We start from the raw sequence: 21,979 nt of genomic DNA, 5'->3' as shown, positions 1-21,979 counted from the left end.
GGACGATGCTGGTATTGACGCGCAAGGCGGGGGAGCGGGTGCTCATCGGCGACGACATCGTCGTCACCATCCTCGATGCGCGGGGCGACGGCGTCCGCATCGGCATCGACGCGCCGCGCGGCATCCGCATCCAGCGCGACGAGGTCGTCAAGGCGGTCACCGAGGCGAACCAGGAGGCGACGCAGAGCGCCGCGGGCACCGACGACGCCGAGGCGCTCATCAAGAAGTCGCTCGGCCTCTGACCCCGGTGGCGGGTGCGGCCGCGCCGCGCATCCCGCGCGCTCCTCGCACGGTGAGGTAGACACCGAGGAACAGCTCCCAGACGACCTCCGGCAGCGTCAGCAGCGCCGACCACGGCGACACCTGGTCGTATGCGCCGAGCAGCACCGCCACGCCGGAGAGCGAGACGAGGGGGCCCGCGACCATGCCGAGCACGGCCCAGCCGCGCGGCACCAGGCGGGCGCGGTAGAGCAGCACGCCGAGGATGAGCCCGTTGCCCAGCCCGACGATGAAGCCGGGGCCGAGCAGGAACGTCCAGCCGTGCAGCGCCACCAGCGCCTGCGAGATCGCGACCGCTGCGGCCGAGCCGCCCGTCGCCGGGCCGTCCTGCCGTAGCGTCACCACGGTGAGGAGGCTCAGGATGCCGACGGCGATCAGCGTCGACTCCATCGCCCGCGCGACGACGTAGGCGAGGGCGAGGGAGGGGCTGGTGCGCCGCAGCAGCGGGTAGAGCACCAGGGCCGTGCCCAGGTTGGCGACGATGAGCCCGATCTCGAGCAGCGCGCCCGCGAGCACCGGCGTGGTCTGGCCTGCGCCGAGCACGAAGTCCGGGTCGGTCAGCACCGGGCCGTAGAGCAGCGCGCCCGGGATGGACGTGGCGAAGGTGAGCAGGAACAGCACGCCGGCGAGCATCACGCGGCGGTGGTCGGGTGTCATGGGGAAGGTCCTCTCGGTGCGAGGTGTACGGCGTACACCTTCTGTGGGAAGACAGTAGGTGTACGCTGTACACCGTGTCAAGAGACGATCCGCCGCGACAGACGCTCAGCGTCGACCGGGTCGTCTCGACGGCGCTCGACGTGGCCGACCGCGACGGCCTCGACGGTCTGAGCATGCGGGCACTCGCTCAGACGCTCGGGGTCGTGCCGATGGCGCTCTACAAGCACGTGGCGAACAAGGACGAGCTGCTCGACGGCATGGTCGACCGCGTCTGGGCGGAGGTGGAGGCGCCCGACCCCGACCTCGGCTGGCGGAAGGCCATGCGCCGCCGCTCGGTGTCGCTCCGCGACGCCCTCCGCCGCCACCGCTGGGCGGTCGGCCTGATGGAGTCCCGGATGCGCCCGGGACCCGCCAACCTCGCTCAGCACGATGCGATGATGGGCTGCCTCCGCCGCTCCGGCTTCTCGTTCCGCACCACCGTGCACGTCACCTCCGCGCTCGACGCCTACGTCTACGGCTTCGCTCTGCAGGAGAAGTCGCTGCCCTTCGGCACGCCGGAGGAGTCGGGCGAGGCCGCCGCGCAGAAACTCGAGGCGACGCCGCCGGAGCTGGCCGCGATGTTCCCGCACCTGATCGAGGTCGTCTCCGAGCTCGCGAAGGCCGGCTACGACTACGACGAGGAGTTCCTCACCGGGCTCGAGCTCATCCTGGACGGCGTCGAGCGGCTGCGGCCGGAGTGGGCGTCCGCCGACCGGCCGGGGGAGTGACGTGTCCGCCGATCGGCGGACACGGGTGACATCCTGACGCCGGTGCCGCCGGATGCCCGCGATCGCGAGGCTTGAGGCATGAAGTCGTCCACCCTCGCCCTGACCGGGCTCATCTTCGCCGTCTCGATGACGACGATCGACCAGACGATCGTCGCGCTCTCCGCCCCGAGCATCCAGCAGAACCTCGGCCTCACCCACGACGGGATGCAGTGGGCGGTCAACGTCTACCTGCTCACCACCGCCGCGTTCTTCCTGCTCGGCGGCCGTGTCGCCGATGTCGTCGGCCACAAGCGCATGGCGCTCGTCGGCATCGCCGGCTTCGGCGTCACCTCGCTGCTGTGCGGGCTCGCCCCGACGGGCGACCTGGCCGAGCCGTGGCTCGTGACCGCCCGCGCGCTGCAGGGCGTGAGCGGGGCCATCATGTTCCCGGCTGCGATCGGCATCGTCGTCGAGGGCTTCGCGCGGGAGAGCCGCGGTCGCGCCATGGCGATCTTCTTCGCGATCACCGGTGCGATGACCGCCCTCGGCCCGATCGCCGGCGGCTACCTGACCGTGTGGACGTGGCGCGCGATCTTCTGGGTGAACGTGCCGATCGCGGTCGCCGCCTTCGTCATCGTCGCCGTCGCCGCCCGTCCGTCGGTGCGCCGCCGGGAGCGGATCGACTGGCTGGGCGCCGCGATCGTCGCGGCGGGGATGGGCCTCGTCGTCTTCGGGCTGCAGCAGGCCAGCCCGTGGGGCTGGGCGAACCCGGCCGTCATCGGCTCGCTCGTGCTCGGCGCCGCCCTGCTCGTGCTGTTCGTCGTGGTCCAGCGGCGCACCGGTCAGCCGCTCATCCGGATCGCGGCGTTCCGCGACCGCGGGTTCACGCTCTCGACCGTCGCGACGCTGTTCGCCTCCATCGCCTTCATCAGCACGTTCTTCTTCCTCAGCGTCTACGGCCAGGTCTCGCTCCAGCTGTCGGCCGCGGAGACCGGGCTGCTGTTCCTGAAGTTCTTCATCGGCTTCGTGATCGCCAGCCGGATCGGCTCCGTGCGGTTCGACAAGCACGGCGCCCGGGGTGTGGTGCTCATCGGCGGCATCGTCGGTGCGGTCGGCTTCGGGTGGCTGGCGACGACGGCGACCGACCTGTCCATCCACGCCGACGCGTTCTTCAACGCGCAGACCTGGCCGATCGTGGTCGCCGGTGCGGGCATCGGCCTCATGTTCAGCCCGGTCTCGACCGACGCGGTCAACCGCGCGATCGGCGCGAGCTACGGCGAGGTCAGCGCCATCACCCAGACGATGAAGAACTTCGGCGGCGCCCTCGGCCTCGCTGTCTTCACTACTGTGGTGACCTCCCGCCTGACCGACCTGCTGACCGACTCGTTCGCGAAGTTCGGCGGGACGGCGGCGGACGCCCAGAGCGCCGTCGAGCGCATCAGCGGCGCCTCGGGCGACAGCGGCAGCGGGCTGTCCACCCTCCCGCAGGCGATCCAGGAGCAGATCATGCACGCCGTCCGCTCCGACTACGCCTCTGCGGTGCAGTGGGCGTTCTGGGGCATGGCCGCGGCCATGGTCGTCGTCGCGGTGGTCGGGCTGCTCTACCCGGCCGGCCGCACCTCCCTGCCGGAGGACGCCGCGCCCGCAGCAGAGCCGTCCGCCGACACCGCTACAGTCTGATCGTGACAGAGCGCGTGGACGACCGCTGGTTCGGCGACTGGATCGGCTACTCCGCCGCCGCGACCTTCGCGTCGGTGGTGCTGATCCTCGCGAACCCGTTCACCGGGTACCCGCGGACCATCGCCTCCGCCGTGCTCGTCCTCGCGCTCTTCCCGCTCTACTGGTTCCTCGCCCGGCCCAGCCGTGCCGGAGTCCGCGGCAACAGCTGGCAGGCGTGGACCTACGTCGGTCTCTCGACCGCGGTCTACTTCGTCGCGTACGGGCTCAACAACTGGGCCAACGTCGCCCTGTTCATCGTGTCGCCGCAGTTCTTCCTGGTGCTGTCCGCCGTGCCCGCGGCGATCGCGATCGTCGTGATCAACCTGGGCGGCGTGCTCGTGCGCTGGCTGGTCGGCGATCTGGCGCCGGGGGATGTGGCGAGCACGCTCGGCCTGACGGTGCTGGTCATCGCCGTGTCGATCTACTTCAGCAACCGCATCACCGCCGTGACGAAGGAGAGCAGGGAGCGCGGCCTCCTCATCCAGCGCCTCCGGGAGCAGCAGCGCGAGATCGCGGCGCTGTCGGAGCAGCAGGGCGCCGCGGCGGAGCGGGAGAGGATCGCGCGCGAGATGCACGACACGCTCGCGCAGGGCTTCACGAGCATCGTCACGCTCGGCCACGCCGTGCAGGGCGAGCTCGACTCCGACCCGGCGACGGCGAGACGGCACGTGGAGCTGATGACCGAGACGGCGCAGGAGAACCTGCAGGAGTCGCGGCGGATCATCGCCGCGATGACGCCCGGTCGCCTGGCGGAGGCGACGCTCGGCCAGGCGCTCGGCCGGGTGGGCCGCCGGTTCGAGGAGGAGACCGGGGTGCCCGTTGCGTTCCGCATCCGGGGCGAGGCACGCCAGGCGCCACCGGCGGTGGAGGTGGTCGCCCTGCGGGTGCTGCAGGAGGCGCTCGCCAATGTGCGCAAGCACGCGGCGGCGACCGAGGTGGAGGCCGAGCTCGCCTACCGCGCGGACGCCGTGGCGCTCACCGTGCACGACGACGGGCGCGGGTTCGACCCGGCAGCCCCGCGCGACGGCTTCGGGCTCGACGGCATGCAGGCCAGGGTGCGCGAGGCCGGCGGGGAGTTCGAGCTGACCAGCGCACCGGGTGAGGGGACGCGACTGAGCGTCGTGCTGCCCACGTCCACCCCCGAGGAGGCCGCGTCATGATCCGGATCGTGCTCGCCGACGACCATCCCGTGGTGCGGGAGGGCATCCGCGGGATGCTGCAGGGCTACGACGACATCGAGGTGGTCGGCCAGGCCGGGAGCGGCCCGGAGGCTGTCGCGCTGGTGGCGGCACTCGCCCCGGATCTCGTGCTGATGGACCTGCGGATGCCCGGAGGGGACGGCGTGGAGGCCACGCGGACGATCGTCGCGGCGCATCCCGCGACCCGTGTGGTCGTGCTGACGACCTACGAGACCGACCAGGACATCCTGCGCGCCATCGAGGCCGGGGCGAGCGGGTACCTGCTGAAGGACATCGCGCCGGCGGAGCTCGCCCGCTCGGTGCGCGCGGCGGCCGCGGGCGAGACGGTGCTCGCCACCTCCGCGCAGACCGCGCTGCTCGGCCGGGTGCAGGGCAGGCAGGTCGCCCCGGCCCTATCCGTGCAGGAGGTGAAGGTGCTGCGGCTCGCCGCCGACGGCCTCACCAACGCCTCGATCGGCGCTCAGCTGTTCATCGGCGAGGCGACGGTCAAGACCTACCTGAGCCGCGCGTACGAGAAGCTCGGCGTCTCCGACCGCACCTCCGCCGTGCGCCGCGCCCTGGAGCTCGGGCTGCTCGACTGACCCGTGCGGCAGAATGACCGCATGGCGCAGATCAGGACGGAGCGCGGGCTCGACCGGCTCGTGAACTTCTCGGACGCGACGGTCGCCATCGCGATCACCCTGCTCATCCTGCCCCTGGTCGATGCGGCTTCCCACATCGGCAGCAAGCCGTTCGGCGAGTTCGTCGACGAGAACTTCTGGGAGATGCTGGCCTTCGTCATCTCCTTCGCCGTGATCGCCCGGTTCTGGGTGGTCCACCACCGCGTGTTCGAGTCGGTGCGCGACTACGACGGGTGGGTGGTCTGGTTCAACTTCCTCTGGCTGCTGGCGATCGTCGTGATCCCCTTCACCGCGAACGTGCTCTCGGCGGGCGCCGGCCAGCGTCCGGAGATCTATGCCCTGTACATCGGCGACATGCTGGTGGCGAGTCTCGCCATGCGGCTGATCGGGGACGCGCTTCACCGGCGACCCGAGCTGATGACCGAGGAGGGCCGTGCCCAGGTCGATCGCAGTTCAGGCCTCGCCGAGCTCATTCTGATGGCGCTGGCTCTGGTGCTCGCCGTGCTGCTGCCCACGGTCGGGTTGTTCTGGTTGTTCCTGCTGTTCCTGTCCGACCCCGTCCATCGGCTGCTGAGGCGCGCGATGTACCGCGGCCACGGGCCGGACCGCCCTTCCGCAAGCGACGGCTGAGGGCTACGGTCGGGGCATGCGTGGGAAGACCTTCTTCGTCCTGATCGCGATCGCGGTCGCGTACATCCTCGGAGCGCGGGCGGGCCGTGAGCGCTACGAACAGCTCGTCGGCGCGGTCGAGTCGTTCTGGAACGCGCCCGACGTCAAGAAGGCGCGCAAGAAGGCGAAGGCGCAGGCCGAGAAGACGCGCAAGCGCCTGTCCTGACGCGCTCGCTCTGAAACGGCTCGGCGCCGCGTCCGGGCGCTGGTCAGAGCTCAGGGCTCGTTATAGTCGCCCTCGGTGTACTCGCCCTCCGGCGCTTCGACCGGCTCGGCGGCATCCGTGTAGGTGCCCTCGACATCGGGCTCGGGGCCGGGGTTCTCCTCGGTCTCGGTGTACTGGCCGTGGACGGTGCGCTCGTGCGGCTCCTCGCCGTCGACCTCGGTGTAGCTGCCCTCGAGGTTCTCGCGTGCGTCGCCGGTCGGCTGCTCTGGGTTGCTCATACGCCAGACATTACGCCCAGCGCGCCCGGACGGCTATGGTCGGCCGGTATGTAGCCGCTGGCACGTAGCCGCCCACAGTGCCTCCGGAGTAGTCTTCGCGCGTTTACGGACGATCGGCGGACCGATGAGCGACGAAGCACAGGGCCACGAGTGGCCGCACCGCGTCCTCGAGCTGCGCATCCACGGCATCAAGAACACCCCGCCGACGGAGATACTCGGCCGGGAGCAGTCCGAGCTGCGGCAGACGCAGGGCGACGAGAACGGCGGCTTCTGGTGGGCGCCGGCACAGGATCAGCCGGAGCGCGATCCGGACGAGACACCGGGCACGGTCGACCCGGCGGTCCCGCCGCCGGGTGTCCGGACGGAGGCCTACTCCTGGGGCGCCTCGCCCGCTACGGCTCCGGCCCGCTGCTGTTCGTCGGCCAGCTGTTCGTGCAGCTCGCCTGGCTGCTGCTCGCTCCGTTCGGCCTCGCCAACACCGCCTACTGGACCAGGCGCATCCCGACCCAGCGGCCGGGCGGGGAGTGGGAGTCGGGGGTCGGGGGCGCGTCGCTGCGCATCTTCGCCCTCGGGCTGACGCTGCTCTACGTCTGCGCCCTCGGCTCGGTGAGCCTCGACCTGGGCGTGCAGTGCGCGAACGGCCGGGCGTGCACAGCCCTCCCCGGCGCGTTCCACGACTTCTTCGCAGGCGCTCCGCTGTCGTGGCGCGGCCCGCAGCTCGCGCTGCTCTCGCTCGTGCCGATCGGCGGCGTGCTGCTCCTCTTCCTCGTGGCGCGCCGCGCCCGCACGCGGTACGAGGCCGCCATCTTCGACGCCGCCGACCGGATGGGCGGCCGCGGCGTGCAGCGCACCGGCCGCCTCCGCCCGCTCGCCTCCGAGGGGTTCTGGCGCACGGCACGGGTCGGCTCGCCGACCGAGCGGCTTCACCTCGCCGCCACCTTCCTCCTGGTCGCACTGCTGCTCTCCTGGGACCGCATCTTCGCCGGGACGGCCTCGTGCGTGAAGCTGCAGACGTTCGTCTCGGGGGAGTGCCTGGGCGGCGCCGCGAGCTCCAGCGATGTGCTCGCCAAGGTGGGCGGACTGGTGGCCGCCGCCGGCCTGGTCGTGACCGTCATCCTCGTCGGCGTGCTCGCCGAGACGACCAGCGCGGGGGACGCGGCGGTCGACGAGTTCCTGCGCGACCGCCTGCGCACTCGGGGGACCGTGACGGCGTGGGTCCTCATCGCCGCGGTCGCCGTGTACGTCTTCGTCGGTGCGTCCCTGTGGTTCGGCGGGGACTACGCCGCCGAGTCCGGAACGTTCCTCGGGCTGGCGACCGCGCCGTCCATCCTCCTCGGCGTGCTGGTCGCGATCTGCGTCTCTGCGCTCGGCTGGCGCCGCGGCGTGCCGCACTGGCTGTCGATCACCCTGATGACCGTCGCCGGGCTGACGTTCCTCGGCGGCGTCGCGCAGAACCCGCCGACGCAGAACGGGTCGCCCGGCCCGCTGCGCCTGCCGCTGTTCGCGATCGCGGCGGTCTTCACCGCCGTGCAGCTGATCCTCGTCTGGTGGTGGCCGCGTTCGCGGTCCGCACGCCGTTCGGGACCGCCCGAGCGGTTCCGGGCCGAGGGATGGGCCGGGATGGGGCCCGGCATCCTGATGCTGCTCTCGCTGGGCGCCGCCATGATCCTGTCGACGCTGCTGGTGCTCGGGGTGCAGGGCTGGCTGGTCAGCGGGTCGCCGCCGTGCGGCTGCGCGACCGGTCCTGCCGGGACGCTCCGGCCGCCGATCGTGTACCACAACTTCGGGGATGTGCTCCCGTTCATCGCGCTCGCGCTGGCCATCGTCGGCATCGTGGTCGCGCTCGCGGTGTTGCGCTGGATGCCGCTCCTCACGACCCCGCGCACCCGCGGCGGCCGCCGTCCCCTCCTCGAGCAGGTCGACTCCTACAGCGACGGCCGCATCGCGGCGAGCACGACGGTCGATCGCCTCGCGCTGAAGATCCTGCGCGCGCGCCGGCTCGCGGCGCTGGTGCACAGGGGGGAGCCCATCCTCGGCATCCTCGCCGGACTGCTCGCCGTCGGTTTCGTGGTGGCGCTCGCCGTCTCCTACTCGGTCGCCTTCCGCACGATCGACGGCCTGGTCGGGCCGGCGCTCACGGCCATCGCCGCCGCCATCCTGCTCGTCGTCGTGGAGAACGCGCTCACCGCGAAGGAGCGCCCGATCAGCGTGCTGTGGGACCTGATGTGCTTCCTCCCGCGCGCCGGTCACCCCTTCGGCCCGCCGTGCTACGCCGAGCGCGTGGTGCCGGAGCTGCGGGACAGGGTCACCGACTGGCTGACCCATGACCTCCGGCCACCGGACGGCCTCACCCTGGCGGAACAGCTGGAATGGCGCGACCGGCGCGAAGAGGAGGCGCTGGCCGAGGAGCGCCCGTTCAGCGTCGTGCTCTCGGCGCACAGCCTCGGCGCCGTGCTCGCCGTCTCCACGCTGTTCACGCTGCGCCCGGACGACGCCGAGCGTCTGCGCAACGTCGCCCTGCTGACCTACGGCTCGCAGTTGCGCGTGTACTTCGGCCGGTTCTTCCCCGAGTTGTTCGGCCCCGACGCGCTCGGGACGCTCGGCGCGCGCCGCCCCCTGCTCGCCAAGGCCGACCCGTGGTTCACCCAGGTGGAGCTGGATCAGGACGGCGACCCGGTGGTGGTGGACGCCTCCGGTGCGACGGACCCGTCCCTGGTGGACCTGCTCACCCAGCCCGACGGCTCCGTCGCCTGGATCAACCTGTGGCGGCGCACCGACTACCTCGGCTTCCCGGTGAACAGCTACCGCCTGGAGGACCAGCGGCCCGACGACATCGACCGCGGGGCGGACGAGTTCGGGCCGCCGCGCTACCTCGTCAAGGTCGCGACGCATCCCGACTACCAGTCGGCCCCGCAGTACCGGACGGCCCTGCTCGACTTGATCGCGCGCGTGCGGAACCGCTGACCCTACCCCGCCGCAGCGACCTGTCGACCCCCCTTGCGGGCCGGCGGCGTTGGGCGTTTCGTGGCGCCTATGACCGATCAGCGCGACGAACAGGAGCCGATCACCGGCAGCGACCCGACCAACGGGCTGGCCGGCGATCTCGAAGGCGACGACGGCGGTGCCGTCGAGCCGGAGCGGAAGGAGAGCGTCTTCCAGGAGGTGATCGGCGACCTCGCGGACGGCGGCCGCCGCGACGACGACACCGACTCCACGACCCCGTACAGCGAAGAGGGCAAGCCGTAAGGCGAGCCCAGAAGGAGCTGACCATGAGCGACACCAGCGGACTGCCGAACACGGACGCCAAGGGCGTCCCCATGGAGGACGATCCGGAACGGTTCGAGGAGGGTCAGGGCGCGGCCCCGGGCGACTCGGGCGAGCGGGATGCGCAGGCGGCGGAGCCGGCCGAGACCGACGCCGGCCAGTCCGGCGACGTCTCCGCGCCGGGTGAGACGGGCATCGCGCCGGAGGGCGCTGAGGATGTGACGACGGCGGACACCGAGCCCGCCCAGGCGCCGCCCGCCGACTTCGACCCGGCCGACGACCCGTCGAATCCCGACCTCGTCAGCGGCACCGACGCCAGCGAGCCGCCGGACTGATCCGGCCCCACCAGCCACCGGCATCGCCGGTGACGACCGGCCCCGCTCTCCTCATCCCAGGGCGGGGCCGGCCGCTGTCCGGCCGTCTCCGTGAGCAATCGAACGTTCGAATCTCCTGCCGGGCTGCCTGATGTCGGAGATTCGCAGCCGGAACGGTCGAATCTCCGGCGCTGGCCACGGCGTCAGCCGGCGGGGCGGCCCGCCAGCCAGCACGCGCCGGCGGCGAGGCCGGCGACGCAGAGCACCGCACCGACCCCGAGCACGGAGACGTCGCCCGCCGGCCGGGGCAGCAGCAGTCCGACGACGACGAGCAGCGCGCCGACGTTGAGCAGCACGGCGGCGAGCCAGCCCAGGGTCGTGCGCAGCGTCGCGTTCATCCGGGGTATCGTAGCCCGCCGAGCGCGGGGACTACTCCCCGTCGATCAGCTGGAGCAGGCGCTTCGTCTCGCGTGCGATGTCGTCGTGGTCGTTCTGCGCGGCCCGGCTCTCCAGCGAGATCACCGCGCAGCGGTGCACCTTCTCGAAGTCGCCGTAGGGGAAGCTGAACCTGCCCTTGGTCTCCTCGCTCTTCTCCGGATCCTCGCCCAGGTGCCAGAGCGCGTAGTCGTCCCAGCCGTGCTTCTCGATGTACGCGTTCTCGTCGTCCGCGCTCGGCGCGTGCTCGCTCCAGTCGTCGCGCTCGTCGCGGACCACCTTGCCCTGCTCCACCAGCTTCCGGGCGTGCTCCAGGGCCTTCTTGTTCAGCTGGACGCTCATGCTTCGCCCTGGTTGCCCGTCGAGGCCGTCTCGGCGTCGAGCGACTCGTTGATCAGGGAGGCGACCAGCATCCGCCAGTCCGAGCCCTCGTGCAGCGTCTCGGTGTACCCGGGCGGCACCGCACCGAACACCGGCTCGTGCTCCTCGCCCTCCACGGCCACGCGGATCAGCGTCCCGAGCTCGGCGTGGGACTCGTCGAGCACGACCCAGACCCCGGGGGACTTCTTCTCCACGTGGAAGATGCGGTCGCGGTACGGATACCTCACGCTGGACATCTCGAGCTCGCTCGCCGACATGGCGACTCCTCTCCTCGGACTCGTCGCACACCATGGAACGCCGTGCCGAGGCGCTTGGCAAGAGGGCGGCGGCAGCAGGAACCGGCCGTTCAGGCGGAACGGCGGCCGCTGAGCACCCCGTCGATGCGCCCGAGCAGGTCGGCGGGGTCGTCGAAGACCGACACCGCGCCGGCCTCCAGCAGCTCCGACGGACCCACCCCGCCGGAGAGCACCCCGGCGGCACGGACGTGCGCCCGGGCGGCGGCCATCATGTCCCACACCGAGTCGCCGATGAACAGCGCGTCCGACGGAGCGGCGTCCGCCCGCTCCAGCGCGACCTCGACGATGCCGGGTTCGGGCTTCGCCGTCGCCACGTCGTCGGCGTCGGTGGTGGCGTGGATGGCGTCGCCCGCATCCAGGACGTCCATGAGCAGCTTCAACTCGTCCTCGGGGGCGGAGGTGGCGAGCACGACCCGGATCCCGCGCGACGACAGCTCCGACAGCAGGTCCGCTGCGCGGTCGAACGCGCGCAGGCGACCGGCCTGCTCGCGGTAGTACCGCGAGTGCAGGTCTTTCGCGCGGGACGTCCATTCCTCGTCGCGGTCGCCGACCAGCGACTCCAGCAGGCGCGCGGAATCCTGCCCGATGGAGCGGTGGATGCGCCATGAGTCCACCGGCGCCCCGAGTTCGGCGAAGGCGCGGCTCCAGGCGTCGACGTGGAGGAAGTTGGAGTCGACGAGGGTCCCGTCGACGTCGAAGAGCACGGCGGAGATCGTCATGCCTCCACGACTACCACCCCTTGCGTCCGCCCGGCATGGGGTGCACCGTTCCCGGCATGGCTGATCACTCGTACCCGGAACTCACCGAACCGCGCACCGCCATCGTCACCGGATCCGACTCCGGCATCGGCCGTGCCACCGCCGTCGCGCTCGCACGGGCCGGAATGGACGTCGGCATCACCTGGCACTCCGACGAGGAGGGGGCAGAGGAGACCGCCCGCCTCGTGCGCGAGGCGGGCCGGCGCGCCGTCGTCGCTCAGCTCGACACCACGGACGCCCCCGCCTGCGGCGACGTCGTCGACCGCATGGCCGACGAGCTCGGCGGCTGCGACGTCTTCGTCAACAACGCCGGCCTGAACGGCGGCACCCCGTTCTTCGAGACGGACTGGGAGACCTGGCGGAAGACCGTCTGCGCCGACCTCGACGGCGCGTTCGTCTGCATCCAGCGCATGGCGCGGCGGATGGTGGATGCGGGCCGCGGCGGCCGCATCATCGGCGTCACCAGCGTGCACGAGCACCAGCCGCGCGTCGGCTCTGCCGCGTACGACGCCGCGAAGCACGGCCTCGGCGGGCTGCTCAAGACCCTCGCGCTCGAGCTCGGCGAGTACGGGATCACGGCCAACGCCGTCGCGCCCGGGGAGATCTCCACTCCGATGAACGATGCGGAGGACGAGGACCCGCGCGAGGTCCACCGCCCCGGCGTCCCGCTGGGCCGTCCCGGCGACGCGCGCGAGGTCGCCGCGGTCATCGCCTTCCTCGCGTCGCCCGCGGCGTCGTACGTCACCGGCGCCTCGTGGGCTGTCGACGGCGGGATGCTGCAGATGGGCCCGCAGGCGGGCTCGCACCTCGCCTCCGACGAGTGGCGGCGACTCTAGCCGCTCGGCCGTCTTCTTCTTCTTCTCACTCACTGTCTTTCCGGCCGGCCGCGGTCGTGCTGCAATGCAATGGTCATCCTCGCGTCCCCAGTTTGCGCCGAGGATGCCTGCCGGCGGGCCCTCGGATCGGGCGCTGACGGGCCCGCCGGCTCCTCACGCACGAAGAGGGCGGTCCACGACGACGGGCAGGACATGACCGATGGCTTCCGAGATCGCGTCACGGAACGTCGACACGTCCGTCTACACCAGTGAGTCGGTGCCACCGCGCCGCCGTGATGAGGGAGAGAAGGCGAGATGACGGTGATGTCCCGGGTGCCGCCCCGGCGATCCAGGGATCGTCGCTCGTCCTTCGTCGCCCCCGCCGACTACGCGAGCACGGTGCCGGACGCCCTCTCGTGGCGCGACAGCCTCGGCGACCGCACGGCGCCGAAGGGTCAGGACGCGTGGACCGCGGCCAGCGTGACCCAGAGCAACCGCACGGTCGTGGATGCTGGTCCGTACGGCGTGATCGATATCGCTCCGCCGGAGCCTCAGGAGGAGGCGGTCCGCTGGCCGCACCTCGGCGTCGTGTGGTGGGACAAGCGGTCCTTCGTCGACGAAGGCGACATCGGGGTCGTCGACCCCGGTTTCGCGCCGGCGGCGATCGGCCACCACGTGTCGCTGTCGGGCCGTCCCGCCGAGGCGGAGCCCGACCCCGGCCCGGAGTTCTCACAGCCGCCGCCGGCCGCGCGCCCTGCCGTGGCCACCGAGGTGCCCGCGCCGGCTCCGGCCGCGATGCCCGCAACGTCGTTCGCCGGGCCGCCGGTGCCGGCCGCGCCCTCCGCGCCCTTCGCGCCACCGGTATCCGCGAAGCGGCCGGAAGGGCTGGAGGAGCCCCGTCGCAGTCACGTGCGCCGGTCGAAGCACGCCGCGCCCGTCGTGCTCACGCCCGGCGGGCGCTCTCGGCTCTCGGCGAGCAGCCACCCGCGCCGCGCCCGGCTGCGCCGCCGGCGCGCGCGGAGGCGCATCGTGCTCGGGGTCGTCCTGGTGGTCGTCGCCTTCGTCACCACCGTGCTGATCCAGAGCGCCTTCGTCACGCCCTTCGTCGTGCCGTCGGCGTCGATGGAGGGCTCGCTGATGCCGGGCGACCGCATCCTCGTCAACAAGCTCGCCTACGTGTCCGGCGCGGTTCAGCGTGGTGACGTCGTGGTGTTCCACGATCCGGGCGGCTGGCTCACGGGCTCCGGGGGGCAGGGCGATCCGGATGACGACTACCTGGTCAAGCGCGTCATCGGCGTGCCGGGCGACCACGTGTCCTGCTGCGGGACCGACGGCCGCGTGAAGGTGAACGGGGTCGAGCTGTTCGAGCCGTACACGGTCGTCCCGCCCGGGCAGCCGTCGGCGAGCGGCTTCGAGGTCACGGTCCCCGCCGGGGCGCTGTGGGTGCTGGGCGACAACCGTTACAACTCGCGCGACTCCAGCCAGACGCGGAGCACCCCGAGCCAGGGCTTCGTCCCGGTCGCCAACGTGGTCGGCCAGGCGACACTGGCCGTCTGGCCGTTCGACCGCTTCGGCGCGATCGACCAGGCCCGGTCGACGTTCGCCTCCGTCCCCGAGCAGACATGTCCGACCTGAAGATCCGTCCCGTGAGTCACGACGAGGTCGACGGGCTGGATGAGGCGACCGTCGACGTCCCGACGCCGCACAACGCGACCGAGTTCACGGGAGACTTCGCGCTGCCCACCGTGCTGCCCAGGCGGGTGCACCCGCAGGCGGTGATCTCGCTGATCCTCGCGTTCCTGCTGCCGGTGGTGGCCATCCCGCTCGCGTACCACGTGGTCAGGAGGCTGCAGCACGGCGGCGGTCGTGGCGTCGCGGTCGCGCACGCGGCGATCGTGATCGGCTACCTGAACATTCTCATGATCGCCCTGGTCGGGGTGAACGTCGTGGTCGCGGTCCTCCTGTAGAGGCCCTGTCACCGGACGACGGACGGCGACCACGCGTGCTCGATGAACAGCTTCTCCGCCGCGGAGCCGTCGGCCGGGGCCGTGTAGAGGTTGTAGTCGCCCTCGGTCCCCGCCACCGGCAACCCGAAGAGGAGCGTATGGTCATTCAGCCACTCCGTCTGGTCGTCGACGTCGCCCTTCAGGGGGAGGACCGTCTCGGCTTTCGACGCGAGGTCGTACACCGCGAGGGTCCAGCGGGCGGCGTCCGCCGTGCCCTGCTTCTTCTTGTACGCGACGCGCTTGCCGTCCGGTGAGAGGGACGGGCATTCGGCCCCCTCACGGACAGCCACGATGGTGCGGCCCCGGAGGTTGCCGCGCACCAGCCAGGTCCTGCCCGCCGACGCGGCGGTGGCGTAGAAGGTGTTGCCGTCGCCGGCGAAGGTGACGCCCCAGACGTTGAGGTCGGCCGCGCTGTACGGCCGGGCGTCCACGAGGAAGGTGAACGCCTCGAGCGGCCCATGGTACGTGCCGCGCAGTTCGGTGACGATGGTCTGCGTCGAGAACTCGACACCCGAATAGGACTCTCCGTCGACGAACGCGGTCCAGGCGGCCAGCTTCGAGTCGGGCGACAGCCGGGTGCGGCTCGGGGCGCCGGGGAGCGGCCAGAAGCGCAGCTCGCCGCCGGAGCCGTCGTAGAGCGTCTCGCGGTAGCCGACCGGGTTCGTGCTGTTGAGGCTCATGCACGAGAGGGCCTCGCGGGTGGCGTGGACGCGCTCGCAGCTGATTCCCGACAGCGTCCGCTCATCCTCCGGCGACGCCAGCGGAACCGACGCGACCTTGCCGAAGCCCTCCCCCTTCTCGGTGCTCCGGAACACGATGCGCTCCCCGGCCGGGAGCGTCCAGCCGGCGGAGGCGGTGGTCGTCGGGACCGGGGCCGCCGGGGCGCCCTCCCCGCCCGGCGCGGAGCATGCCGTCCCGGCGGCGAGGACGGCACCGGCCATCCCCACCACCACGGACGACCGCGTCCTCCGCCGTGCCCGTGCCGCGATCATCCCGTGCTCCCTCCGCGTCGTCCTTCATCCGGTCTCACCGATGAAGACGGGGAAGGGCGCGGAGGATTACGTCGTGTGCCCGTTCTCCGGGCATACGGGCAGCTTTCGCGCCCGCGTGAGCGAGGTCAGTTGAAGATCGCCCACTCCGAGCGGTCGAGTCTGGCCCTGTTTCCCCTTGATGACGAGGTACCAGGAGCTCTCATCCCGATGGAGGTACTCGGCGAGGATGGTGGTGTACTTCCATTCACCCGCGACGAGCGACCAATGGATCAGCGAGATGAGCTGGCCCTGCCGCAAGTACGGGACCGCGACGAAATCATCCTGACGTGGGGGCTCCGTAAGAGTCCGGCGGGCCCCCGTCCGCTGCGTGCTCATGCTGCACTGTAACGCCGCCGCGGGCCCGCCGGATATACCCCATTTCTCACTCGGTGGGGGCGCTCACCAGCTCCCTCACCGAGCGGACCGGCGCGATCGTCCGGTGCTGCGCCGACTCGTACGCGGCCAGGATGATGCCGAGCACCTCGATGCCCTCCTTCTGCGTGTGCAGCGGCCGCGTGCCGTCCAGGATGCTGCGAGCGAAGTGGCCCACCTCCGCGGCGAACTCGTGCACCGGCTCCAGCTCGAACTCCGTCGGCTGCTCCTCGCCGCGCACGTGCAGGCTGAGCGAGGTGCCGTCGCTGGTCAGGCTGCCGGCCTCGCCGACGACGGAGAACTTCTCGGTGCCGTCCGCCGGCTGGTAGGCCCAGCTGGTGACGAGGCTGCCGATGACCCCGTTGTCGAAGCGGACCAGCACCTGCGCCGAGTCCTCGCCCTCCATGAAGGTGAGGCGGTGGGTCGCCAGCATCGCGGTGACCTCGACCGGCGAGCCGCCCGCCAGGTGCAGCAGGAGGTACGTCGGGTGGTAGCCGGTGTCGATCAGCTCGCCGCCGCCGCTCGTCGACGCGTGCGCGCGCCAGCCCATGTTCGACGGGTCGAAGTCGTTGTAGAAGCTGTCGGTGGTGCGCACCTCGTAGACCTTGCCGAGGGCGCCGGAGTCGATGAGCTCCTTGGCCTTGGCGACCGCAGGCAGGAAGAGCTGGTTGTGCGCGCACATCAGCGTCACTCCGGCCTCGGCGACCGCGGCATCCACCTCGGCGGCCTCCTCCGGGGTCAGGCAGAGGGGCTTCTCGCACAGGATGTGCTTGCCGGCGCGGGCGGCGGCGACGATCGCGTCCTTGTGCAGGTGGTGGGGGAGGCAGATGTCGACGGCGTCGATGTCGGCCTCGGCGAGCATGGTGCGGTAGTCGGCGTAGATCTCGGCGCCGGTGTCGCCGGCGCGGCGCTCTGCGGCCTCCTGCACCGGGTCGGCGACCGCGGCGAAGGTGACGGTCTCGGGGTTGCGCAGGTAGCCGGCGACGTGCGCCCCGGCGATGCCGCCGGCGCCGATCAGTCCGATGCGGACGCTGCTGTTCGTGGACATGTAGAAGTACTCCTAGCTATGAGGAAAGTCGGGGGTGATTCGTGCCGAATGTGCGCTTACGCGCGGCCATTCCGCACATTCGGCACGAATGCCGGCTCGAGCGGGACCGCGCGGCCGGTGGCGGCCGACTCGTTGGAGGCGACGACGACGCGGGTCAGCTCGACGGCGTGGCGCAGGTTGTCGTCGGCGGTCGTGCCGTCGTGGATGTGCTGCACCCACTGCGCGAACGCACCGGGCCGGCGCTCGGGCAGCGGCAGCTCCTGCCACTGGTCGCCGAACGCGCCGCCCTTGGCGAGCAGGCGCTCGCCGCCGAAGCCGAACATGAGGCTCGCCTCGGTGCCGCGCAGCTCCACGGTGAAGGCGCCGGGCGTGGTGACGACGCTCGCCTCGAACACGCCGAGCCGGCCGTCCGGGAACTCGGCCGTGACCACGGCGTTGTCCTCCACGGCGCGTCCGGACACGTGCCCGTAGCTCGCCGAGATGCTCAGCGGCTCCGTGCGGTGGAACAGCCGGGTCAGGTACGCCGGGTGGCAGCCCAGGTCGGTGAGCGCACCGCCGATCGCGGCCTCCGGGTCGGCGAACCGCTCGGGCAGCCAGCCGGCCACCCAGCCGTCGTGCGCGAGGCGGACCCGGGAGTAGGTGAGCTCGCCGAGCGTGCCCTCGTCGAGGATGCGCTCGATGGCGACGGTGTAGTCGTCGTACAGCCGCGGGAGGGAGACGACGAGCGCGATACCGGCCTCGCGGGCGAGGTCGACGAGCTCGTCCGCCTCGGCGACCGTGGGCGCGAGGACCTTCTCGCTGAAGACGTGCTTGCCTGCGGCGATGGCGCGGCCGATGACGTCGCGGTGCTGGTCGGTGGCCGTGGTGATGGTGACGGCGTCGAGGGTGGGACGCGCGAGCAGTTCGTCGAGGTCGGCGACGAACTCCACGCCGAACTCCTCGGCGGCCGCCCGGCCGCGCTGCTCGTCGTCGTCCCAGACGGCGACGAGTTCGGTGTCGGGGTGCCGCTGGACGTCGCGCGCGTAGTCGCCCGCATGGACGTGCCAGAAGCCGATCGCTGCGACGGTGAGTGGGTGGGACATGCCTGTGAAGGCCTCCTTGCCTGGATTGCGGTGCGCGCGAACCACGAAAGCGTACCTTCTGCTCCCGAGCAGTCGGAAGCCTTTGCGGCAAGATTTCTGGAATCGTTCCCATGTTCGGCATGATCGTCGGGTGAGCACATCGACGACGATCGTCCTGGACGGCGAGGAGTGGGCCATCCGGGAGGCCCTCGGGGACACCGCGGAGTGGTACCTGGGCGCGCCGCTGCCCGAGGCCGGCAACAATGTGGCGGAGGCATCGGCCGCCATCGCGGCGGCACCCGGCTGGCTTCCGGCGCGGGTTCCCGGTGCGGTGGTCGACGACCTGCACCGCGCGGCAGAGCTGCCCGACCCGCGCGTCGGCCGCAACAGCCGCGCCGCGGAGTGGGTGGCGGAGCGCTCGTGGGTGTACCGGCGCGCGGTCGACCTGGATGCGGCGGCTGCCGACGGCGTGGCGGTGCTGGAGTTCGACGGCATCGATCCGGGGGCGGACGTCTACTGGGACGGCGAACTGCTCGGCTCCGTGCGCGGGCTCTACCATCCGCTCCGCCTGCCGCTCGACGCCTCCCGCCGCGGCGAGGGGCGGCACAAGCTGGCGCTGCGCGTGCATCCCGCGCCCGACTCGGAGCCGCAGGTGGGCCGAACGGAGCGGGTGCGCGTCCACACGCCCCGTCTCGGCTACGGCTGGGACTTCTCCCCGCGCCTCCGGCACCAGGGCGTCTGGAAGAGCGTGCGCCTGCGCCTCGGCCGCGCCCTCCTCGGCGGCGTCACGGTGCGGACGCGCGTCGGCGCCCCGCCGAGTGGTGACATCTTGTCTCACCCCGCGCCGAGTGGCGACAAGATGTCGCAACTCGAGGCGCGCGTCGGGGTGGTGGAGGTGGAGTGGGAGCCGCCGGCGGACGGACGGGCGGCGGATGCCGAGCCGCTCTCGGTCACCGTGACGGTCTCCCGTGACGGACGCACCCTCGGGTCCGCCGAGGTGGACGCGACGGCCGGGCGCGCGAGCGTGAGCATCCCGGATCCCGCCCTCTGGTGGCCGAACACCTTCGGCGAGCAGCCGCTCCACACCGTGACGGTCGCGCTCGTCGACGCCGACGGCGAGGCCGACCGCACGGAACGGCACGTCGGCTTCCGCACGGCCCGGCTCGTGCCGAACGCCGGCGCGCCCGCCGACGCTCTGCCCTACACGGCGGTCGTGAACGGCGTGACGGTGCCGCTGCTCGGCTGGAACTGGACCCCGGCGGACACGATGTTCGGCTCCATCGACGAGGCCCGCGTCGAGCACCTGCTCGGGCTCGCGGCCGCCTCCGGGGCGCGGCTGGTGCGCGTCTGGGGCGGCGGTCTGATCGAGTCGGAGCATTTCTACGCCACCTGCGACCGGCTCGGGCTGCTGGTGTGGCAGGAGTTCTCGCAGTCCAGCTCGGGGATGCAGAGCGCACCGAGCACCGACCCCGCGTTCGTCGAGCTCATGCGTGCCGAGGCGGAGGCGATCGTGCCGACCCGCGTCCACCATCCCTCGCTGCTCGTCTGGGGCGGCGGCAACGAGCTCGATCAGGGCGGTGCGCCGCTCTCCGACGACCGCTCGCCGGTGCTCGCCGCGCTCTCCGGCACGGTCGCGCGGCTCGACCCGGACCGCGCTTGGCTGCCCACCTCGCCGACCGGGCCGGAGTTCCACAACCGGCTGGACCGCATCCACGCGAACCCCGACGGCCAGCACGACGTGCACGGCCCGTGGGAGCACCAGGGACTCGTCGGCCACTACACGCTGGCGAACGCGGGCACGAACCTCGCGCATACCGAGTTCGGGGTGGAGGGGATGACGAACCTGCGCTCGCTGGAGGCGCTCATCCCGCAACCCGACCGCTGGCCCGCCGACCGCACCAACCCGGTCTACCGGCACCTGGGCGAGTGGTGGAACAACGCGGACCAGGTGGTCGAGCTGTTCGGCGGCCGCCCGGACACGCTGGAGACGCTCAACCGCGCCTCGCAAGTGCTCCAGGCGACCGGGCTGCAGTACTCGGTCGAGGCCGACCGGCGGCGCTTCCCGCGCTGCAGCATGGTGCTGCCGTGGCAGCTGAACGAGAGCCACCCGAACGCGTGGTGCACGGCGGCGGTCGACTTCCGTGGCGACCCGAAGCCGGCGTTCTTCGCCGTGGCGCGGGCGTTCGAGCGACGGCGGGCGACCCTGCGGGTGACCCGTGCGGTGTGGGGCGGCGAGCAGGCGGCGTCGGCCGAGGTGTGGTTGTGGGCGGAGGCGGTGGATGCGGTGGCCGCGGGCTCGACGGTGACGGTGCGCGCGCTCGGGCTCGACGGTGCAGTCCTGGCGGAGACCGCATACCCGGCCCCGGCGGTGAGCCACCCGGCGGCCGTCGGGACGCTCGAGGTGCCGGTCGCCGGGCTGCCGGACGTGTTCCTGTGGGAGGCGGAGTGGCGCGACGCGGACGGCGAGCTCGACTGCGAGCGGATGCTCGCGACGACGACGCACGACTTCGCGGCGCTGTTCGACGTGCCCGCCCCGCGGCTGGAGGCCTCGCGCGACGCGGACGGAGCCGTGCGGGTGCGGAACACCGGGGCGTCGGCGGCGCTGACGGTGCGGCTGGTCGACCCGCGTCCGGCCGCAGGCGGAGCGCCCTCGACGGTGGGCGGGGATCCGCGACCGCTGCTGCCGGGGGAGGAGCGCATCCTGGAATCCCGGTATGGTGCCCCGGTTCGGGTGGAGGCGTGGAATGCCGAGCCGATCGATCTGGACTGAGCGGATCCAGGCGGCACACCGGACATGTTCACGCGGTGTTCAGACCCAGGTGGTGTGATAGGGCGCGTGAAGACGCGAATCGCGGAGTACCCGCGGCCGGACCACTTCCTCCTGCACATCAGCGACACTCACCTGCTGGCGGGAGGTGAACGCCTCTACGGCACCGTCGACAGCGAGCAGCACCTGCGCGCCCTCCTCCAGGAGGTCGAGGCGTCGGGCGGACGGCCGGAGGCGATCGTCTTCACCGGCGACCTCGCCGACCGCGGGCAGCCGGACGCCTATTCGCGGCTGCGCTCGCTCGTGGAGCCGGCGGCGGAGCGGATGGGCGCGCGCATCATCTGGGTGATGGGCAACCACGACGACCGGGCGTCGTTCCGGCAGGGGCTGCGCGACGAGCTGGGCGATGCCTCGCCGATCGACGACGTGTACTGGATCGGCGGCCTGCGAGTGATCGTGCTCGACTCCACGGTGCCGGGCCACCACTACGGCGACGTGAGCGAGTCGCAGCTGGACTGGCTGGCGGCAGAGCTCGCGAGCGCCGCGCCCGAGGGCACCATCCTGGCGATGCACCACCCGCCCGTGCCGAGCGTGCTCGACCTCGCAGTGTCGGTGGAGCTGCGCGACCAGTCCCAGCTGCGCGAGGTGCTCGAGGGGAGCGACGTGCGCAGCATCCTCGCCGGGCACCTGCACTACTCGTCGACGGCGACCTTCGCGGGCATCCCGGTGTCGGTGGCGTCGGCGAGTTGCTACACGCAGGACCTCAACGTGCCGGTGGGAGGGACGCGCGGCCGCGACGGCGCGGTCGCCTTCAACCTGGTGCACGTGTACCCGAACACGGTGCTGCACTCGGTCGTGCCGCTCGGCCACTACCCCACCCTCGACTACGTGGATGCGGAGGAGTCGGCCCGCCGCCTGGCCGCCGACGGCATCCGCATCCCGCCGGCCGCCCGCCGCGAGCTTCCCACCGAGCCCGTCACCATCCTCGCCTGACCCGCGTCCCCAGCCATCAGCTCCTGAGTTCTTCGACTTCGCTGCGGCGATTCGCTCGAAAAACTCAGGAGCTGATGGCTGGGGCGGAGGGGGGGGGTCAGGAGG

The 21,979-nt window shown here is 71.9% G+C and carries 25 protein-coding genes; 15 read left to right on the top strand and 10 right to left on the bottom strand.

Features of this window, described 5'->3' with window-relative positions; all coding sequences use genetic code 11:
- The first annotated feature begins 5 nt into the window (after window positions 1-5).
- Window positions 6-242, top strand: a complete 237-nt coding sequence (csrA, locus tag HNO83_RS08215) for a carbon storage regulator CsrA (protein ID WP_175337052.1) — start codon at window positions 6-8, stop codon at window positions 240-242.
- Here csrA and HNO83_RS08210 read toward each other — a convergent pair.
- Window positions 220-936 carry a DUF4386 domain-containing protein gene (locus HNO83_RS08210; RefSeq protein ID WP_175337051.1) on the bottom strand — a complete coding sequence of 239 codons (717 nt, stop codon included), beginning with the start codon at window positions 934-936 and terminating at the stop codon, window positions 220-222. The genes csrA and HNO83_RS08210 overlap by 23 nt on opposite strands.
- A gap of 74 nt (window positions 937-1,010) precedes the next feature.
- Here HNO83_RS08210 and HNO83_RS08205 point away from each other — a divergent pair, with 74 nt between their 5' ends.
- From HNO83_RS08205 to HNO83_RS08180, 6 genes are all read left to right on the top strand, one after another.
- Entirely contained in the window at window positions 1,011-1,703 is a 693-nt protein-coding gene (locus HNO83_RS08205) for a TetR/AcrR family transcriptional regulator (RefSeq protein WP_175337050.1), read from the top strand.
- 78 nt (window positions 1,704-1,781) lie between these two features.
- A complete protein-coding gene (locus HNO83_RS08200; protein WP_175337049.1) occupies window positions 1,782-3,362 on the top strand; it encodes an MFS transporter in 1,581 nt (526 codons plus the stop codon).
- A gap of 2 nt (window positions 3,363-3,364) precedes the next feature.
- Window positions 3,365-4,561, top strand: a complete 1,197-nt coding sequence (locus tag HNO83_RS20575; RefSeq protein WP_175337048.1) for a sensor histidine kinase — start codon at window positions 3,365-3,367, stop codon at window positions 4,559-4,561.
- On the top strand, window positions 4,558-5,181 hold the full coding sequence (locus tag HNO83_RS08190) for a response regulator transcription factor (RefSeq protein ID WP_175337047.1): 624 nt from the start codon (window positions 4,558-4,560) through the stop codon (window positions 5,179-5,181). The genes HNO83_RS20575 and HNO83_RS08190 overlap by 4 nt, the downstream gene beginning before the upstream one ends.
- Before the next feature lie 21 nt (window positions 5,182-5,202).
- Complete coding sequence (locus HNO83_RS08185) at window positions 5,203-5,850, top strand: TMEM175 family protein (RefSeq protein WP_175337046.1); 648 nt, start codon at window positions 5,203-5,205, stop codon at window positions 5,848-5,850.
- A 16-nt stretch (window positions 5,851-5,866) separates the two neighbouring features.
- A complete protein-coding gene (locus HNO83_RS08180; protein ID WP_175337045.1) occupies window positions 5,867-6,055 on the top strand; it encodes a hypothetical protein in 189 nt (62 codons plus the stop codon).
- Window positions 6,056-6,105: 50 nt separating this feature from the next.
- On the opposite strand, the gene HNO83_RS08175 is transcribed toward HNO83_RS08180, so the two are convergent.
- A complete protein-coding gene (locus tag HNO83_RS08175; protein ID WP_175337044.1) occupies window positions 6,106-6,333 on the bottom strand; it encodes a hypothetical protein in 228 nt (75 codons plus the stop codon).
- Window positions 6,334-6,606: 273 nt separating this feature from the next.
- On the opposite strand from HNO83_RS08175, the gene HNO83_RS08170 reads away from it, so the two are divergent.
- The 3 genes from HNO83_RS08170 (at window position 6,607) to HNO83_RS08160 (ending at window position 9,932) form a co-directional block, all read left to right on the top strand.
- A complete protein-coding gene (locus HNO83_RS08170; RefSeq protein WP_249776603.1) occupies window positions 6,607-9,297 on the top strand; it encodes a hypothetical protein in 2,691 nt (896 codons plus the stop codon).
- Between the two features lie 69 nt (window positions 9,298-9,366).
- On the top strand, window positions 9,367-9,579 hold the full coding sequence (locus tag HNO83_RS08165) for a hypothetical protein (protein ID WP_175337043.1): 213 nt from the start codon (window positions 9,367-9,369) through the stop codon (window positions 9,577-9,579).
- A gap of 23 nt (window positions 9,580-9,602) precedes the next feature.
- Entirely contained in the window at window positions 9,603-9,932 is a 330-nt protein-coding gene (locus tag HNO83_RS08160) for a hypothetical protein (protein WP_175337042.1), read from the top strand.
- A 182-nt stretch (window positions 9,933-10,114) separates the two neighbouring features.
- Here HNO83_RS08160 and HNO83_RS08155 read toward each other — a convergent pair whose 3' ends face one another.
- From HNO83_RS08155 to HNO83_RS08140, 4 genes are all read right to left on the bottom strand, one after another.
- A complete protein-coding gene (locus HNO83_RS08155) occupies window positions 10,115-10,309 on the bottom strand; it encodes a hypothetical protein (RefSeq protein WP_175337041.1) in 195 nt (64 codons plus the stop codon).
- A 31-nt stretch (window positions 10,310-10,340) separates the two neighbouring features.
- On the bottom strand, window positions 10,341-10,688 hold the full coding sequence (locus tag HNO83_RS08150) for a hypothetical protein (RefSeq protein ID WP_175337040.1): 348 nt from the start codon (window positions 10,686-10,688) through the stop codon (window positions 10,341-10,343).
- On the bottom strand, window positions 10,685-10,984 hold the full coding sequence (locus tag HNO83_RS08145; RefSeq protein WP_175337039.1) for a hypothetical protein: 300 nt from the start codon (window positions 10,982-10,984) through the stop codon (window positions 10,685-10,687). Before HNO83_RS08145 ends, HNO83_RS08150 begins: the two co-directional genes overlap by 4 nt.
- 89 nt (window positions 10,985-11,073) lie before the next feature.
- The gene (locus HNO83_RS08140) at window positions 11,074-11,742 is read right to left on the bottom strand and encodes an HAD family hydrolase (RefSeq protein WP_175337038.1); all 669 of its coding nucleotides are present in this window, start codon (window positions 11,740-11,742) and stop codon (window positions 11,074-11,076) included.
- Between the two features lie 56 nt (window positions 11,743-11,798).
- Here HNO83_RS08140 and HNO83_RS08135 point away from each other — a divergent pair, with 56 nt between their 5' ends.
- From HNO83_RS08135 to HNO83_RS08125, 3 genes are all read left to right on the top strand, one after another.
- Window positions 11,799-12,617: an SDR family oxidoreductase gene (locus HNO83_RS08135; RefSeq protein ID WP_175337037.1), complete on the top strand. Its 819-nt coding sequence runs from the start codon at window positions 11,799-11,801 to the stop codon at window positions 12,615-12,617.
- Between the two features lie 294 nt (window positions 12,618-12,911).
- Window positions 12,912-14,231 (top strand): signal peptidase I, encoded by a 1,320-nt coding sequence (gene lepB, locus HNO83_RS08130; RefSeq protein ID WP_175337036.1) that lies wholly within the window; start codon window positions 12,912-12,914, stop codon window positions 14,229-14,231.
- 11 nt (window positions 14,232-14,242) lie between these two features.
- Complete coding sequence (locus tag HNO83_RS08125) at window positions 14,243-14,563, top strand: hypothetical protein (RefSeq protein ID WP_349627108.1); 321 nt, start codon at window positions 14,243-14,245, stop codon at window positions 14,561-14,563.
- 8 nt (window positions 14,564-14,571) lie between these two features.
- Here HNO83_RS08125 and HNO83_RS08120 read toward each other — a convergent pair whose 3' ends face one another.
- The 4 genes from HNO83_RS08120 to HNO83_RS08105 form a co-directional block, all read right to left on the bottom strand.
- Window positions 14,572-15,594 (bottom strand): TolB family protein, encoded by a 1,023-nt coding sequence (locus tag HNO83_RS08120; RefSeq protein WP_249776602.1) that lies wholly within the window; start codon window positions 15,592-15,594, stop codon window positions 14,572-14,574.
- A gap of 66 nt (window positions 15,595-15,660) precedes the next feature.
- Window positions 15,661-15,969, bottom strand: coding sequence for a hypothetical protein (locus tag HNO83_RS08115; RefSeq protein ID WP_249776601.1), 309 nt, complete (start codon window positions 15,967-15,969; stop codon window positions 15,661-15,663).
- 46 nt (window positions 15,970-16,015) lie between these two features.
- On the bottom strand, window positions 16,016-17,053 hold the full coding sequence (locus tag HNO83_RS08110; RefSeq protein WP_175337034.1) for a Gfo/Idh/MocA family protein: 1,038 nt from the start codon (window positions 17,051-17,053) through the stop codon (window positions 16,016-16,018).
- A 56-nt stretch (window positions 17,054-17,109) separates the two neighbouring features.
- Window positions 17,110-18,135: a Gfo/Idh/MocA family protein gene (locus HNO83_RS08105; RefSeq protein WP_175337033.1), complete on the bottom strand. Its 1,026-nt coding sequence runs from the start codon at window positions 18,133-18,135 to the stop codon at window positions 17,110-17,112.
- A gap of 130 nt (window positions 18,136-18,265) precedes the next feature.
- On the opposite strand from HNO83_RS08105, the gene HNO83_RS08100 reads away from it, so the two are divergent.
- Window positions 18,266-20,884 (top strand): glycosyl hydrolase 2 galactose-binding domain-containing protein, encoded by a 2,619-nt coding sequence (locus HNO83_RS08100; protein WP_349627107.1) that lies wholly within the window; start codon window positions 18,266-18,268, stop codon window positions 20,882-20,884.
- A 66-nt stretch (window positions 20,885-20,950) separates the two neighbouring features.
- A complete protein-coding gene (locus HNO83_RS08095) occupies window positions 20,951-21,874 on the top strand; it encodes a phosphodiesterase (protein ID WP_175337031.1) in 924 nt (307 codons plus the stop codon).
- Window positions 21,875-21,979 lie beyond the last annotated feature (105 nt).

The organism is Leifsonia sp. C5G2 (assembly GCF_013359685.1).
Classification (GTDB): Bacteria; Actinomycetota; Actinomycetes; order Actinomycetales; family Microbacteriaceae; genus Leifsonia.
The sequence above is the reverse complement of the archived record's forward strand: the minus strand, read 5'-3'. Positions and strand labels throughout refer to the sequence as shown.